General features: G+C 69.7%; 17 protein-coding genes. 8 read left to right on the top strand and 9 right to left on the bottom strand.

Annotated features, from left to right (window positions below; all coding sequences use genetic code 11):
• Positions 1–84: 84 nt before the first annotated feature.
• Positions 85–1,908, top strand: a complete 1,824-nt coding sequence (locus JMT67_RS10670) for a TonB-dependent receptor plug domain-containing protein (RefSeq protein WP_201463445.1) — start codon at positions 85–87, stop codon at positions 1,906–1,908.
• Here JMT67_RS10670 and JMT67_RS10675 read toward each other — a convergent pair.
• The 3 genes from JMT67_RS10675 to JMT67_RS10685 form a co-directional block, all read right to left on the bottom strand.
• Positions 1,892–2,812: an aldo/keto reductase gene (locus tag JMT67_RS10675; protein ID WP_054764355.1), complete on the bottom strand. Its 921-nt coding sequence runs from the start codon at positions 2,810–2,812 to the stop codon at positions 1,892–1,894. The two genes, JMT67_RS10670 and JMT67_RS10675, sit on opposite strands and share 17 nt — an antisense overlap.
• 90 nt (positions 2,813–2,902) lie before the next feature.
• Positions 2,903–3,538 (bottom strand): maleylacetoacetate isomerase, encoded by a 636-nt coding sequence (gene maiA, locus JMT67_RS10680; RefSeq protein WP_054764356.1) that lies wholly within the window; start codon positions 3,536–3,538, stop codon positions 2,903–2,905.
• On the bottom strand, positions 3,538–4,191 hold the full coding sequence (locus JMT67_RS10685; RefSeq protein ID WP_152949214.1) for a fumarylacetoacetate hydrolase family protein: 654 nt from the start codon (positions 4,189–4,191) through the stop codon (positions 3,538–3,540). Before JMT67_RS10685 ends, maiA begins: the two co-directional genes overlap by 1 nt.
• A gap of 137 nt (positions 4,192–4,328) precedes the next feature.
• Here JMT67_RS10685 and JMT67_RS10690 point away from each other — a divergent pair, with 137 nt between their 5' ends.
• The 3 genes from JMT67_RS10690 (at position 4,329) to JMT67_RS10700 (ending at position 5,377) form a co-directional block, all read left to right on the top strand.
• Positions 4,329–4,673 (top strand): DUF883 family protein, encoded by a 345-nt coding sequence (locus JMT67_RS10690; protein ID WP_054764358.1) that lies wholly within the window; start codon positions 4,329–4,331, stop codon positions 4,671–4,673.
• A complete protein-coding gene (locus tag JMT67_RS10695; protein WP_201463446.1) occupies positions 4,673–5,083 on the top strand; it encodes a hypothetical protein in 411 nt (136 codons plus the stop codon). The genes JMT67_RS10690 and JMT67_RS10695 overlap by 1 nt, the downstream gene beginning before the upstream one ends.
• Before the next feature lie 114 nt (positions 5,084–5,197).
• The gene (locus JMT67_RS10700; protein ID WP_008262305.1) at positions 5,198–5,377 is read left to right on the top strand and encodes a DUF1328 domain-containing protein; all 180 of its coding nucleotides are present in this window, start codon (positions 5,198–5,200) and stop codon (positions 5,375–5,377) included.
• Positions 5,378–5,477: 100 nt separating this feature from the next.
• Here the strand turns inward: JMT67_RS10700 and JMT67_RS10705 are convergent, their stop codons facing one another.
• The 3 genes from JMT67_RS10705 to JMT67_RS10715 form a co-directional block, all read right to left on the bottom strand.
• Positions 5,478–6,329 (bottom strand): metallophosphoesterase family protein, encoded by an 852-nt coding sequence (locus tag JMT67_RS10705; protein WP_054764360.1) that lies wholly within the window; start codon positions 6,327–6,329, stop codon positions 5,478–5,480.
• Positions 6,329–7,285, bottom strand: a complete 957-nt coding sequence (locus JMT67_RS10710; protein ID WP_201463447.1) for a diacylglycerol/lipid kinase family protein — start codon at positions 7,283–7,285, stop codon at positions 6,329–6,331. Before JMT67_RS10710 ends, JMT67_RS10705 begins: the two co-directional genes overlap by 1 nt.
• Before the next feature lie 66 nt (positions 7,286–7,351).
• Positions 7,352–7,618 (bottom strand): hypothetical protein, encoded by a 267-nt coding sequence (locus tag JMT67_RS10715; protein ID WP_183216454.1) that lies wholly within the window; start codon positions 7,616–7,618, stop codon positions 7,352–7,354.
• A gap of 133 nt (positions 7,619–7,751) precedes the next feature.
• Between JMT67_RS10715 and JMT67_RS10720 the strand changes: the two genes are divergently transcribed.
• From JMT67_RS10720 to JMT67_RS10730, 3 genes are all read left to right on the top strand, one after another.
• Positions 7,752–8,093, top strand: a complete 342-nt coding sequence (locus JMT67_RS10720) for a YMGG-like glycine zipper-containing protein (protein WP_054764362.1) — start codon at positions 7,752–7,754, stop codon at positions 8,091–8,093.
• 112 nt (positions 8,094–8,205) lie between these two features.
• Positions 8,206–8,646: an OmpA family protein gene (locus JMT67_RS10725; protein ID WP_191554761.1), complete on the top strand. Its 441-nt coding sequence runs from the start codon at positions 8,206–8,208 to the stop codon at positions 8,644–8,646.
• 114 nt (positions 8,647–8,760) lie between these two features.
• On the top strand, positions 8,761–10,926 hold the full coding sequence (locus JMT67_RS10730) for a protein-disulfide reductase DsbD family protein (protein WP_201464040.1): 2,166 nt from the start codon (positions 8,761–8,763) through the stop codon (positions 10,924–10,926).
• 28 nt (positions 10,927–10,954) lie between these two features.
• Here JMT67_RS10730 and JMT67_RS10735 read toward each other — a convergent pair whose 3' ends face one another.
• Both JMT67_RS10735 and JMT67_RS10740 read right to left on the bottom strand, forming a co-directional pair.
• On the bottom strand, positions 10,955–11,710 hold the full coding sequence (locus JMT67_RS10735; RefSeq protein ID WP_201463448.1) for a hypothetical protein: 756 nt from the start codon (positions 11,708–11,710) through the stop codon (positions 10,955–10,957).
• Between the two features lie 137 nt (positions 11,711–11,847).
• Positions 11,848–12,324, bottom strand: a complete 477-nt coding sequence (locus tag JMT67_RS10740) for a hypothetical protein (protein ID WP_201463449.1) — start codon at positions 12,322–12,324, stop codon at positions 11,848–11,850.
• A gap of 128 nt (positions 12,325–12,452) precedes the next feature.
• Between JMT67_RS10740 and pgi the strand changes: the two genes are divergently transcribed.
• On the top strand, positions 12,453–14,060 hold the full coding sequence (pgi, locus tag JMT67_RS10745; RefSeq protein ID WP_201463450.1) for a glucose-6-phosphate isomerase: 1,608 nt from the start codon (positions 12,453–12,455) through the stop codon (positions 14,058–14,060).
• Positions 14,061–14,063: 3 nt separating this feature from the next.
• On the opposite strand, the gene JMT67_RS10750 is transcribed toward pgi, so the two are convergent.
• A complete protein-coding gene (locus JMT67_RS10750) occupies positions 14,064–14,633 on the bottom strand; it encodes a DUF1826 domain-containing protein (RefSeq protein ID WP_201463451.1) in 570 nt (189 codons plus the stop codon).
• Between the last annotated feature and the right edge of the window lie 54 nt (positions 14,634–14,687).

A 14,687-nucleotide genomic window follows, 5' to 3' on the forward strand; every position in this document is an offset into this window, starting at 1 on the left:
CCGGCCTCGCGGCCGGGCGGATCGGCTCGCTGGTCACGACCCTGCGCGCGCATTCGCCGGGCCGATACGGGGACATCGCTCACAATGAAGCGCTCCATTCTTTCATCGACGGCGGCCATAGCCGCCGTCATCGCCGCACCCGCTTTCGCCGATGAGGCGACCCAGCTGGACGAGGTCGTGGTCACCGCCACCCGCCTTCCCGCCATCGTCGCCGAGACGCCCGGCGCCCGGGTCATCGATTCCAGGATCATTGAGCAACGCGGCGCCGTCTTCGCCGCCGACATCCTGTCCGACGTGCCTGGCCTGTCGGTGACGCGAACAGGGGCCTTCGGCGGGATCGCCCAGGTCCGCATGCGCGGCGCGACGCCGGGCAAGACCCTGGTGCTGGTGGACGGCGCGCCGGTCAATGATGCGGCCGAACCGAACGGCGCCTATGACTTCTCCAGCTTCGAACTGGCCGACATCGACCGGATCGAGGTGCTCAGCGGTCCGCAGTCGTCCCTGTGGGGATCGGACGCTATCGGCGGGGGGGTTTCCTTCCCCACGCGCGAAATCGACGGCGTTCGCGCCGAGGCCGAGGCGGGCAGCTTCGACACGGCGCGCGGTCGTCTGTCGGCCGGCGTCGCCAATGAGACCTACGCCTTCAGCGCCTATGTCTCGCGCTTCCAGACCGACGGGATTTCGGCGGCGGACAAGGCGGACGGCAATCCCGAGACCGACGGCTTTCGCAGCACGACCCTGGGCGCCAAGGGCCGCTATGTCCTGTCCGACGCCGTCAAGGTCGAAGGCGCGGCGCGCTGGAACGACAGCCACGCCGACATCGACGGCTTCCCCGCGCCTGACTATGTGCTGGCCGACACCGACGACGCCCAGGACAGCGAACAGTGGTCGGGCTTCGGTCGGGTGACGGCCCAGGCTTTCGGTCTTGATCATCAGTTCAGCATCTCGGCGTCCGATCTGGAGCGCACCTCCTACAGCGACGGCTTCGGCTCGACCTTCAGCGGCGACCGTCAGGCCTACCGCTGGCAGGCGGACGGTCAGGCGCAAGGCGTGGACTACGCCTTCGGCGTCGAACGCAACGAGGCCTCGGCGGCCCTGTCGTCAGGTCTGTCGCGCGACCTGTCGATAACCTCGGTGTTCGGCGTGGCCCGGTATGACGCCGGCCCGCTGAACCTGAGCGGCGGATTGCGGTACGACGACACGGACGATTTCGGCTCAAAGACCACGGGGCGGATTTCGGCGGCCTATGATCTGGCCGGCGGCTTCATCCTGTCGGGCGCCTATGGCACAGGCTTCAAGGCCCCGACCGTCAGCCAGGCGGTGTGCGACTATTGTTTCGCGCCCCAGCCGTGGCCCGCGCTGAAGCCGGAGACGGCCGACAGCGTCGAGATCGCCCTGGGCTGGGCCTCCGCCGGCGGTCGGTTCGAGGGACGCGCGACCCTGTATCGGCTGAACGTCGAGGACCAAATCACCTATTCCGCCGGCCGCTACGTCAACGTCGCCAAGACGCGGTCGGACGGGCTCGAGCTGGAAGGCCGCGCGCGCCTCGGCGCCGGTTTCGACCTGACCTTGGCCTACGCCTGGACCGACGCTGCGGACCGCACCACGGGCGCCCGACTGCTCCGCGTGCCCGAACACGCCGGTTCGGCGACCCTGGGCTGGACGGGGGATCGACTGTCGGGCGCCCTGACCGTGCGGGCGGAAGGCGATCAGGACGATTCCGGCGGCTTCTCGACCGTGGTCCGCAAGGGTTTCGTCACCGCCAATCTGAACGCGGCCTACGCCTTGACGGACAAGGTCGCCCTGACGGCGCGGATCGAGAACCTGGGCGACGAACACTATCAGCAGGTGTTCGGCTATGGAGAGCCCGGCCGGTCGGCCTATGTCGGGATCAGGCTGCGCTACTGATCAGGTTGCGGGCGTCGGCGGCGAAGGCCGCCGGCGCCTCCAGCGCCAGCTCCGACCAGTCCAGGTCGGGGCCCGGCGCATGGGCGGCCGCCAATATGGCGCGCAGCTCGGCGGCGGAGGCCACGCTGGCCACCACCCGGTCCACCGCCTCCAGAGAAAAGGCGTAGGCCAGGGCGGCCTGCATCGGATCGCAGCGGCGTTCCGCCAGGCGCCGTCGGATGCGCGACAGGGCCTGATCATATCCGGTCAAATGGGCCGGAAGATCGTCGCCGGGGGCGAACAACAGGCCGCCGGCGAAGACCGAAGACAGGTGGACCTGGGCCCCCAAGGCCTTGATCTCATCCAGAATTCCCTCGGCCGCCGCGCGCTGATCCAGAAGATTGCAGGCCACCTGAACCACATCGGCCTCCAGGCGTCGCGCCAGCAGGACCGGCCCATCCTCGACCGTGGCGCAAAAGCCGATGCTGCGAAACAGGCCGCGGGCCTTCAAGGCCTGCAGCCGGTCCCAAAGGGCCCGCCCCTCGGCGCCGGCCAGGTCGGCGGGATTGTTGACCAGCAGGGCCTCGCCCCGCGGCAGGCCCAGACGTTCCAAGGAGCGGCGCGCCCGCGCCTCAACCCGATCCAGTCCTTCGCCCAGGCCGACGGTGCGAACCGTGACGCGGAAGGGGGAGGGGAAGGGCCAGGCCTGGCCCAACAGCCGTTCGCCGTCGCCCGTCGGCTTGGTCGCGATCACCTTGACCCCCGCGTCCGCTCCCGTCTGCAACAGGAAACGCATCGCGTCCTCGCGGGCGCCCGACGGGGCGGCCATGAGGGGCTTGGCGGCGCGCTCGGGCTCGGTCACCACGGCCAAGGCCAGGCGATCGACCGGCGACGGCGCCGAGGGAGAGGGTGGGGACTGCGTCACCCCCCGATCATGCCCCCCAAAGCTTAAGGGAGGTTGATCAAGACCTTACGCGAGTCTTACTCATCGACCGCCGATATGGGTCGGGCGCGCTCAGCCGTCGGCGTCGGGCTGCCGGTCCGGGTGGGCCGCCTGAAAGGCCGGATGGGCCTGGGCGGCGGCCTCGACCGCCAGAAGGCGCGGCCAGGGCGTCAGGGCCAGATTGAACCGCCGCGCCGAATAGAGCTGTGGAATCAGATAGCAGTCCGCCAGTCCGGGACGATCGCCGAAACTCCAACCCGCACCGTGGCGCGCGACCAGGACCTCCAGGGCGTCGAAGCCCGGCGTAATCCAGCGCCCCGCCCAGGCGTCGACCGTCGCCTGATCGGCGCCGAACTCCTGACGCAGGGCGGTCAGGACGCGAAGATTGTTCAGCGGATGGATGTCGCAGCCGATCAGGGCCGCCATGGCCCGGACCTGGGCGCGGTCCTGGGCGTCCTTCGGCAACAGGGGCGGCTCGGGATGGGTCTCCTCCAGCCATTCCAGGATCGCCGGGCTTTGGGTCAGGACCGTCTCCCCCTGCTGCAAGGCGGGGGTCATGCCCTGGGGATTGATCGCCAGAAAGGCGGGGGCCTTCTGTTCGCCCTTGCGCAGATCAAGGGCCGCAGTCTGATAAGCCAGTCCCTTCAGCCCCAGGCCGATGCGGACCCGATAGCTGGCGCCGGACCGCCAATAGCCGTGCAGGATCATCAGACGATCTCGAAGCTCAGGGGCGCCAGACCCTCGATGGCGACCGCCACCTTGTCGCCGCGCACGATCGGCCCGACGCCGGACGGGGTTCCGGTGAAGATCAGGTCGCCCGGCTGAAGCGTCCAGAGCCCGCCCGCCGCCGCGACGATCTGGTCCGGGTTCAGGATCATGTCGCTGAGGACGCTGGATTGGCGGGTTTCGCCATTGACGGTCAGGACGATGGACCCGTCCGGGTTCGGCAGGGCGCCAAGGGTTATGGCGCCGCAGGGCGCCGACTGATCAAACCCCTTGGCGGCGTCCCAGGGGCGACCGGCCGCCTTGGCCTGGGCCTGCAGATCGCGTCGGGTCAGATCGCACCCGGCGGCCCAGCCGACGATCCGCCCGCCTTCGCCGATGGCCGCCACCAGCTCGGCCTCATAGTGCAGCTGGGCCGTCGCGGACGGGTAGGCCGGATCGGCGCTGTCGGTCACCACGGCGTCGGCCGGCTTCGAAAAGAAGAAGGGCGTCTGCTTCTCCGGATCCGACCCCATTTCTCGCGCATGGGCGGCGTAGTTCTGGCCCACGCACAGAATCCGCCGCACGGGAAACCGTCGCGCATCGCCGATGATCGGCAGGCTGGGCTGGGGTCGGGGCTCGAACAGAAAGGCGGTCATGGCGCCAATCTAGGGCGCCGGGACGGAGGTGACGAGGCCTTCACCGACATTGGCGACGACGGAACCTCGACAGGGGTGTGGCGTTGGCAGACGGGGTTCCCTATTCTAATGCCAAGCTTGAAACTGGAGCGCGCATCATGGCCACCACCAAGGCTCGAGAAGACATCAAGGCCGATCTGAAGACCCTGAAGGAGGATCTGAAGGCCGGCGCTCGCGAAGAAACCCAGCGCCTGCGCGAAAAGGCCGAGGAGGCCGAGGCCCGCCTGCGCGCCAAGAGCGAGGAAGTGCGCGAACAGGCCCGCACCTATTACGACGCCGCCCGCGTTCGGGGCCGCGAATATTACGACGACGCCGCCGAGCGCCTGGACGAAGCCCAGCGCTATGTCGTCGAACGGGTGCAGGAGCGTCCACTCCAGTCCACGGCCATCGCCCTGGGCGTCGGTCTGGTGCTGGGCATGCTGCTGGCCGGTCGCCGCCGCTGATGTTCAAGGGCATCCTCAAGCGCGCCGTGGCGACCGCCGTGGTCGCCGCCAGCGTCTTCCTGGCCGTCATCTTCCTGGGCGTCGCTGTGTTCTACGCCCTCCAATTGATGACCACGCCCTTGGGCGCGGCCGCCATCACCTTCGGCCTGTTCGCCTTGACGGCCCTGATCGTCGCCCTCGTCTTCCTGAAGCGCGCCGACGGGGGCGATGAGGACGAGGAGGACGAGCCGGAGGGTCTGGCCGGCAAGATCCTGCATATGGTGCGCGAGCGCCCCGTCATCGGGGTGGTCGGCGGACTGGGGGCCGCCTTCCTGCTGCTGCGCAATCCCGCCCTGGCCGCGATCGTGGCCGGCATGGTGGCGGACCGCAAGATGGAGCATCGCGGCTACGGCCGACGCCGCCGGCGATAGTCTTTCCTTTCTCTGTCGCGGGCGGAACGCCCCGCGACCGGGAACGTTGATCCACCGACGGACGAACGGCTGCGAGGCCGCCGTCGGAAACATCAACGCAGGAGAGCTAAACCCATGATTCGCTGGGCAATTATCTTCCTGGTCGTGGCTTTGATCGCAGCCGTTCTCGGCTTCGGCGGCATCGCGAACTTCTCGTTCGAGATCGCCAAATTCATCGCCGTGATCGCCATCATCCTGTTCGTCATCGCCCTTGTGGCCGGCGGACTTCGCGGACGCGGCGCGCCTCGATTGTAAAGGGCGTCGAGCTTCAAAACGGAAAGGGCCGGAACGCGAGTTCCGGCCCTTTCTTCATGCCGAGGTCCTTATGGGCCGTGGCCGAGATGGAAAGGCGGCGTCAGACCGCCGCCTTTTCCAGCATGCCCGGCGCGTTCGGATCGGGCGCCGTCGCCGCGCGGCGGGTGTCTTGGCGACGCGGAAGCCTCCACACCTGATGCGGCCTGTAGGCCGCGCCGTCCCAGGCCAGGGCGGTGACCGTGATGGTCTTGGCGTCCCACTCCACCTGATTGAAGCCGGGCGGCGATCCCCGCTCCCGATGCGACAAGGTTCCGCAACCCACCGCATAGGAACAGCGATCCGCCAGGTCGATCGCCAGGGCGAAGGGCACATGGACATGGCCCGTCATGATCAGATCCACGCCCGCCTCGGCGAAGATCAGCGCCGCCTCGTCCCCGCGCTTGACCTCACCGGTCATCGGCGCCCCGATCATCTCGATCAGCGGATGGTGACAGGCGAGGATGCGCAGCGCCCCGATCGGCGCCTGCCGCAGGGCCTCGGCCGCGCGCCGGGTCTGGTCCAGATCGATGACCCCCTTTGACCAGTTGGGCCGAGCTTGCCAGCCGCGCGCCGTGACGACGCCGCGCACCATGACGGTCTCATTGCAGAACTGGCCGTCGTGGGCCGGAAACCCGGTCGCCGTCTCGAACGCTTTCCAGGGATGGAACAGCCTTGCGACCGCGTCCCAGTAGGGGACGTCGTGGTTGCCGACGATGACGAAGCGCGGCTCGGGCATGGCGCGCATCCAGCGACCCGCCGCCGCGAACTCCTTGGGATAGCCCTTCTGGGTGATGTCGCCTGTGATCAGGACCAGGTCGTTGGGCGTGGCGTGGGCGTATTCCAGGGCGGCGGCGACCGCCCCCTTGTGCTCACATCCGAAATGAACATCGGAAAACTGGAGAATACGCCCCATTACAGACTGTCCTCGGCGGCGGGGGGTTTGGGCGCCAGGGCGCGAAACGCCTTGGGAATGAACCGCACCGTCGCCTCGGGGCTCAGAAGAAGGGGTTCGCCGTCGATCACGGCGGGAATCTTGGACCGGGCGCGGACGTCGATCCGCTTGGCGGGGCGGGTCGAGACCGCGGGATCATGGCGCCAGTCGCTGAACAGGGCCGTCGCCGCCAGACGGAAGGCCTGGGTGGCGTCCGACGGATCCAGCGCCGCCGCCTCCAGCCCCGTCGGCTCCTCCATCGCCTTGGAGATCATCGGACTGATCAACACCAGGGCTTCGGCGCGGCGACGGCCGCCGCCGTCCAGGCTGAACCTCAATCGGCCGGAAAAGGCTCGCTTCAGCGCCCGTCGAGCATAGGCCCAGGCCAGTCTCAGCTTTCCGGTCCGCATCGCCTCCCGCGCCGGGGCCCACAGGGCCGGCGACCCCAGGATGGCCGCGCAGTAGAAATATTCCCCGCCGACCTCGCCGCCGGACACCGTCTGGGGCTCGCCCTCCTCCAGGGCGTGGCGCAAGGCCGCCTTCCAATCGCCGGTGCCGTAAAGCGCCTTGGGCAACATGTTCATGGTGCCGCCGGGCAGGGGGGCGATCATCGGACCGTCCGGCCTGGCCTTGGCCGCCACCGAACGGGCCGTGCCGTCCCCGGCAAGAACGAAGATGACGTCGGGCGTTGCGGCGAAGGCGTCGGCGATGGCCTGGTCGAAGCCGCCGCCTTGCAACAGCACGACCTGGCTCTCCACCTCATAGTCGGCCAGGATCGCCTCGACCTCTGCGACGGCGCGCGGTCCGACGCCGCCTGACAGCGGATTCACCAGAATGACCAACCGCTTCAGCGACGCATGAGGCGTCAGGACGCGGCCCGCGTCCGGGCGCTGCCCGCCCGCCCCTGTGTCGGGCTCAGAGCTCAGGATGTCGGTCATGTCGGGCCGAACGCCTGCCAAGCCGAGCCGTTCCCCTCAGTGTGGTGCGGACGTCGCTTTGACGCTTCAGCGGCTGGGGCTGGGCGTTCGGTCGATCAAGGCCTGCCCGTGGGCCCAGGCGGTCGCGATCCATCCGTCCATGGTCCGGCCGGCGGTCTCGACTGAACCCGCCCTGATCGACAGAACCAGCGTCAGGGCGCCGATCAGGGCCAGCAGAACCAGAAGGGTGTTGACCAGGGACGCCGCCGAGACTCTGCGTTTGCGTTTGCGAGGCCGCGACCAGATCGGTCCCTCGGCGCCGGTCGAAGCCCGCGTGAGTGTGGAAAATCGCATCGTCCTGCCCCCATAAGCTTGACTGCCGTGCGGCGATTTTAGCCGCTTCAGCGGAACAGTGATAGACAAGGGAACCGGTGCGGGAGTCCAGCGTTCTCGTATTCGGGGCGAACCCAGGATAAAGGAATTCACCATGAACAAGGCCATCATCGCCATAGCCGGCGCCGGTCTTCTGGCTTCGGCCTGCGCCAGCGATCCTTACGGCGGCACCAACCAGACGGTGCGCCAGGGCGCCATCGGCGCGGGCCTCGGCGCCGTGGCGGGCGCGGTCATCGGCAACAATGTCGGCGGCGGCAATGCGGCCACCGGCGCCCTGATCGGCGGCGCCCTGGGCGGTGCGGCCGGCGCGGTGCGCGGCTCTCAGGCGGACCGCAACAACCAGCAGCGTTATCGCGACAGCCAAGGTCGCTACTACTACTGCTACGACAACCGCCAGGACGAATGCTACTGGGACAATGGCCAACGGCGCTATTGAGCCTCTGGGTTTCTGAACGGACGTGAGACGGTTCGCGTCCGTTCAACCGGGCGGCTCGTCGGCGACGGGCCGCCCTTTTTGCGTCTGCAGACGCACAACCGAGGGGGACGGTATGAGATATCTGACGATTTCGGCATTGGGTTTGGCTGCGGCCGTGTCGGCCTGCGCCACCGCGCCTTCGCGAGACGCAATCGTGACGGGGGAATCTCCGTGCGCGCCGGTGCGGTTCGACATCTATTTCCGTGAAGGCGAGGCTCGGCTTACGCCTGCGGCCGATCAGGCGATCACGGCGGCGGCGAATGTGCTGAAGACCTGCGACGTTCGGCGGGTCCAGGTGCTGGGCCTCGCGGACGCCACGGGCGGGTCTGCGGCCAACCTCAGCCTCTCTCAACAGAGGGCGCGGTCCGTGGCCCAGGCCTTGAACACCGCCGGCCTGCCCGCCCCCGTCTTCGATGTCGCAGCCGCGGGGGACGCCGGGGCGATCACCGCCGGAGGCGCAGCCGAGCCCCTGCGCCGACGCACCGAGGTGGTGATCGACGCCCGTCCCCGCTGATACCGCAAAGGCGCCCTGACAGCGGCGGTCTCCCGGCCTAAAAGGCCGATCATGCGCCTTCTTTTCTCCATCCTGTTCAAGGCCGGCCGGCCCCGCGACGGCTTCCAGGTCGCCATGCGCCTGCTGCTGGTCTTGAACCTCGGCCTGCTGCTGGGCCTGGCCGGTCCGGCCCTGGCCCAGGTCCGAAGCCAAGCCCCCGTCGAGACGGGCGCTCAGGGCGCGCAGAACATCCGGGCGGAACTCATTCCTCTGACGCGCTGGGCGGCGCCGGGCTCCACCGCCGTGGTGGCGGTGCGACAGCAGATCGCCGAGGGGTGGCACACCTATTGGCGCAACCCCGGCGATTCCGGGGGCCCCACCACCCTGAACTGGCGCCTTCCGCCGGGGGTCGAGGCCGGCGAGATCGTCTGGCCCCTGCCGACCCGCCAGCGGCTGATGAGCCTGGTCAACTACGGCTATTCGGACGAGGTCTATCTGCCCGTGCCGATCGAGATCCCCGCCTCGGCCCGACCCGGGACCACCCTGCCCCTGGTCGCCGACGCCCTGTTCCTGGTGTGCAGCGACCAGATGTGCGTGCCGGTGCAGATGAGCCTGAGGCTGGACCTGCCGATCCGCGAGGGCGCGCCGCCGCTGGACCCGGATCACGGCCGGGCGCTCCAGGCCGTGCTCGAGGCCGCGCCCCGCCCCGCCGGGATCGAGGCCCGCGCCGCGCTCGAGAACGGCGTCCTGACCCTGTCGGCGGCGGGCGGACCGCTGGCGGAGATCATGGCTGGAAAGCCGGGCGTGACCCAGGCCTATTTCTATCCCTACGACAGCAGCGTGATCGACCATGCGGCGGCCCAGTCGGGCCAGGCCGGCCCCCGGGGGCTGAGCCTGACCCTGACTCCCGGCGCCGGTCTGAAGGCCCAGGGACTGACCCGGCCGGTGTCCGGCGTCCTGGCCACCGACGCCGGCGCCTGGGAGATCACGGCCCGGCCCGGTCCCCCCCTGCCCGGAACGGCCGGCGGCGCGGCCCTCAGCGGCGAGGTCGTCCCCCCCGCCGAAGGGACCGGCGCGGGCCTGATCCTGCAGTCGATCCTGTTCGCCTTAGTCGGCGGACTGATCCTGAACCTGATGCCCTGCGTCTTCCCCATACTGGCGATGAAGGCCGCCGCCCTGGCCGCCTCGGCCCATCAGGCCGGCGAGGCCCGGCGCGACGGCCTGCTGTTCCTGGCCGGGGTCCTGTCCAGCTTCCTGGTTCTGGCGGGCGCCCTGCTGATCCTGCGCGCGGGCGGCGAGGCCATAGGCTGGGGCTTCCAGCTTCAGTCGCCGGCGGTGATCGCGGGCCTGGCCCTGCTGATGCTGGGCGTCGGCCTGAACCTGTCGGGCGTCTTCCATGTCGGGGCGGGGCTGCAGGGGGCCGGCGCCGGTCCCCTGTCGCGGCTGCCCGGCGGCGTGGGGGCCTTCTTCACCGGGGTGCTGGCCGTGGTCGTCGCCGCCCCCTGCACCGCCCCCTTCATGGCCGCCGCCCTGGGCGCAGCCCTCCTGGCGCCCTGGCCCGCGGCCCTGGCGATCTTCCTGATGCTGGGCCTGGGCCTGGGCCTGCCCTATGTGGCGATCAGCCTGTCGCCCGGCCTGTTGCGACGCTTCCCCCGGCCGGGGCCGTGGATGGAGCGGCTGAAGGCCCTGCTGGCCTTCCCCATGTACGGCGCGGCCCTATGGCTGGTCTGGGTCTTTTCGCGCCAGACGGGGCCCGACGCCCTGGCCCTGGTCCTCGCTGCGGGCCTGACGCTGGCCTTCGGCCTGTGGCTGTCCGGCGTGAACCAGGCGCGCCGGGCCCAGGGCGGGACCGCCCTGGTCAGCGCCGTCGCCGCCGCCCTGGCCCTGCTCCTCGCCGTCGGTTTCGCCGCTCTGGCCGCCACCCGGCCGCCTTCTGCGGCGGCGGCCGAGACCGGTTCCCTCACAGCCGCCCCCTGGTCGGCCGAGGCCATCCGCGCCGCCCAGGCGGCCGGCCGCCCGGTCCTGGTGAACTTCACCGCCGACTGGTGCGTCACCTGCAAGATCAACGAGCGCGCCGCCCTGTCCTCGCCCCGCGTCGCCGAGGCCCTGAAGGCGTCGAACGCCCTCTATCTGGTCGGCGACTGGACCCGCCGCGACGACGCCATCAGCCGTGAACTGGAGCGTCACGGCCGCTCGGGCGTGCCCCTGTATCTGTTCTATCCCGCCGCCGGCGGCGAACCCCGCATCCTGCCGCAGTTGTTGACCGAGGGTGTGGTGGTCGAAGCGCTGACGGGACGGTGAAGACGCGGCGAGCGTCGGATGCGGCGGCTCAGTGGCGGATGACCAGCGTCCTCCGGATCTCGACCGCCTCCAGGCGGTCGATGCCCTTCAGCACCACGATCCACGACTGGCCGTCCGGAGGCGTGCTGTCGAAATGGACCTCGGCCTCGGGCCAGCGGTCGTCGACGACCGGCTGCATCTTTCGAACCCGCACCCGGCCCTCGGTCGGCTCTTCCTGATAGACGGTGTTCTTCAGCCGAACGCCCAGCAGCCGATCCAGCGGCAGGTCGGCCAGGGCGCGTCGCGGATCAGCGCAATCTTCCGGCTTGTCCGAACGACACGACAGGGCGAACCCCAGTTCGTCGGGGCCGGCGGCCCGCGCCATCGCCCGCGTCAGCCGGTCGAGCATTCGCAGGGTCGGTTCAAGCTCGCGCTCCGGGGCGCCGATCCAGCCGCCCTCTGACAGACACCCCGCATCAGAGGCGAGGTTCGGATAGGTCGGGGCGTAAAAGACGACGGTCTGAAAAGGCGTCAGCGCCAGCGGCGTGTCGTCGGCCGCCTCCTCCTCGCCCACGCGCGGCGCCCCGGCCGAGGCGACGTGGGAGGTGCGGCGGCACAGGCCGTCCGAATGGACGCTCGGGCGCTCGTCGAAGCGAATGAAATAGCTCTGACCCGGAAGCCACTGTCGCCGGACGAAGCCGCCCTCGATCCGCGCCGCCGTCTCCGGCGGCAGTATCCGCTGCGCCAGGGCGACCGGCTCGGCCCCGCGCACCGCGCCGAGCGGAACGGTCGCGGATTCGACCATTGACGCGGCCATTGATGCGGCAACGGCGATCAGGGGCGCAAGACCAGCCATGGGGACTCCGGAAACGGTTTCCCCCAGCCTGCACCCGCACCGTCACCCCCGCAACCCGCAACCCGCAGAGGTCGGGGTTTCGCTCGCTAGACCTCAGGCTGAGGCGGGGCGGTGATCACTTCGACATTGTCGTTCAGCAGATAGGACAGGTCCGACAGGGCTTCGGCGCGGGCGGCGGGGGGGGCGGCGGCCTGAACCGCCTCAACCTTTTTCGGCATGTCCTCGGAAATGCCGCGCAGGATGCATTTCAGGTCCCCGTCCGTGCCGCGTTCCTTCAGGATCAGATGGCCCTGCATGTCCAGGGCCGCCAGCTGTTCGGCCTGGGCCTTGAAGCCGGCGAAGGCCTGGCTGGTGAAGAAGCCGGCCTCGTCCGCAGCCTTTGACGCCGCCCAGCCGTCGACCATCGCCTTCAGCCTCCCGGACCGGGCCACGATATCGGCGAACAGGGGCTCGGCCGCCACGGACACGGGGGCGCCGGCGGCCGCAGGGGGCTGATCGGCCGCCAGGGCCACGGCGGGATTGGACAGGGTCAGGGCGATCGTGAGAGCAAGGCCGCAGGACATGGGTGACTTCCTGTTTCAGCGTCGGCTAGGACGTTGAACCGGCATACGCTCGACCCGTAAACGAGTGTTTACCTTCCTTGTCTTCCCAAGACTTCCGCTCCCCAGACTTCGCCTCCCGAGGACGACCGATGACCCGCAAAGACGCCTGGACCGCCTTCGACGCCGCCGCCGCAACGGCGGGCAAAGCCCGTATCGTGGACCAGTTCGCCGCCGATCCCGGTCGTCTGGCGCGAATGTCGGTCGAGGCGGCGGGTCTCTATCTGGATCTGTCGAAACAGAGCTGGACCGGGGAAGCCTTCGAGGCCTGTCTCAACCTGGCCCGCGCCTGCGACGTCGAGGGCCGTCGCGCCCCCCTGTTCGCCGGCGAGGCGGTGAACCTGACCGAGGGCCGGGCCGTGCTGCATCCGGCCCTGCGGGCCCCGGCCGGCGCGGACTTCAAGGCCCTGGGCGAGCCGGTCTCGGCCGAGGTGGACGCGGTGCGCGCCGACATGAAGACCTATGCCGAGGCCGTGCGCTCGGGCGCCGAGGCAGGGGCGACGGGCCGCAAGTTCGAGGCCATCGTCCATGTCGGCATCGGCGGCTCGGACCTGGGTCCGCGCCTGGTTTGGGACGCCCTGCGGCCGCTGGAGCCGTCCATCGACCTGCGTTTCGTCGCCAATATCGACCCGCGCGACATGGCCGAGGCCCTGACCGGGCTCGATCCCGAGACCACCCTGGTCGTGGTGGTGTCCAAGACCTTCACCACCCAGGAAACCCTGGCCAACGCCGAGGCGGCCAAGGCCTGGCTGGCGGCCGCCCTGCCGGCCGAAGGCATGACGAAACACTTCATCGGGGTGACGGCGGCGCCGGACAAGGCGGCGGCCTTCGGCTGCGGCCGCACCTTCGCGTTCCGGGACTGGGTCGGCGGGCGCTATTCGCTGTGGTCGGCGGTCAGCCTGTCGTGCGCCATCGCCCTGGGCTGGGAGGTGTTCGAGGCCATGCTGGCCGGGGCTGCGGCCATGGACGATCACTTCGTCTCGGCCCCGCTGGAGCAGAACGCCCCTATCCTTCTGGCCCTGGCCCAGGTGTTCAACGTCGACGGCCTGAACCGGCCCGCCCGCACCGTGGCCCCCTACGCCCACGCCCTGCGTCGCCTGCCGTCGTTCCTCCAGCAGCTGGAGATGGAGTCGAACGGCAAGCGGGTGCATCGCGACGGCGCGCCCGTGACGCGCCAGACCTGCCCCGTCGTCTTCGGCGAGCCCGGCACCAACGGCCAGCACGCCTTCTTCCAGCAGATCCACCAGGGTCCCCAGATCGTCCCGGCCGAGTTCGTCATCGTGGCCAAGACCCATGGAGACGCGCCGGAATCGCCGCTCTGGTCCAACGCCCTGGCCCAGGGTCAGGCCCTGATGCTGGGCAAGACCACCGAAGCCGCCAAGGCGGAAGGCCTGGCCCAGGGCCTGTCGGAAGAAGAGGCGACCCGTTTGGCGACCCACCGGACCTTCACCGGAAACCGCCCCTCGACCGCCATACTGATGGACCGTCTGACGCCCCAGACCCTGGGCGCCCTTCTGGCCCTCTATGAGCACAAGACCTTCGTCGAGGGCGTGATCTGGGACATCAACAGCTTCGACCAATGGGGCGTGGAGCTGGGCAAGGTCCTGGCCAAGGCGATCCTGAAGGACGTCCACGCCGGCGGCCCCTCCGCCGATCTGGACCCTTCGACCGCCGGCCTGATGACGCGGTTGATGGGCTGACGCTCACGCCGGCGCGGCGTCGATCGTCAGGACGCGCCGGGGGGTGCGTCTCCCGGCCGGCGGCGAGCGGTGCAGGACCACCGGCAAGTCCGGCCAGGCCTCCCAGCCCGGCGCCGTGCCCTTCATGACGGCGACGTCGCCAGGGTGAAGGGTGCGGACCCGACGACGCGTGCCGATCAGGCGCCCGTCCAGATCCTCACCGATCTCGCCGGCGAAGGCCCATTCCGGCCCCGGCCCCTCATAGGCGACGATCAGGCGCACCGGCACGGCGTCCTGATGAAACCGCGGACAGGCGCGGCGGGTCACGGTCTCACAACGCGCCCGCCAGGCCTCGCATCCGCTGATCGTCGCCACGATCTCCGCCAATCGTTCGATGTCCTGGAGAAACCACTCGGGCGCCGCGCCCGATAGGGCGATCCAGCGCCCGTCGCAGTCGGCGGTGAAGTCCGGCGGGGGCAAGGCGTCCGGCGGCATGGGACTGGGCCGCGACCAGATCGCCATCCGCACCTGCGGCTCGAACAGGGTGGTGAAGACCGTGGGCGCCTGCCCCTGGACGACTGCGCCGACCGCCATGGAAAACCTTGCTGACTATGCATGTTATAATATAACGTAACTCTCACAGTCGCC

Source organism: Brevundimonas aurantiaca (assembly GCF_904830995.1).
GTDB classification, from domain to species: Bacteria; Pseudomonadota; Alphaproteobacteria; order Caulobacterales; family Caulobacteraceae; genus Brevundimonas; species Brevundimonas aurantiaca.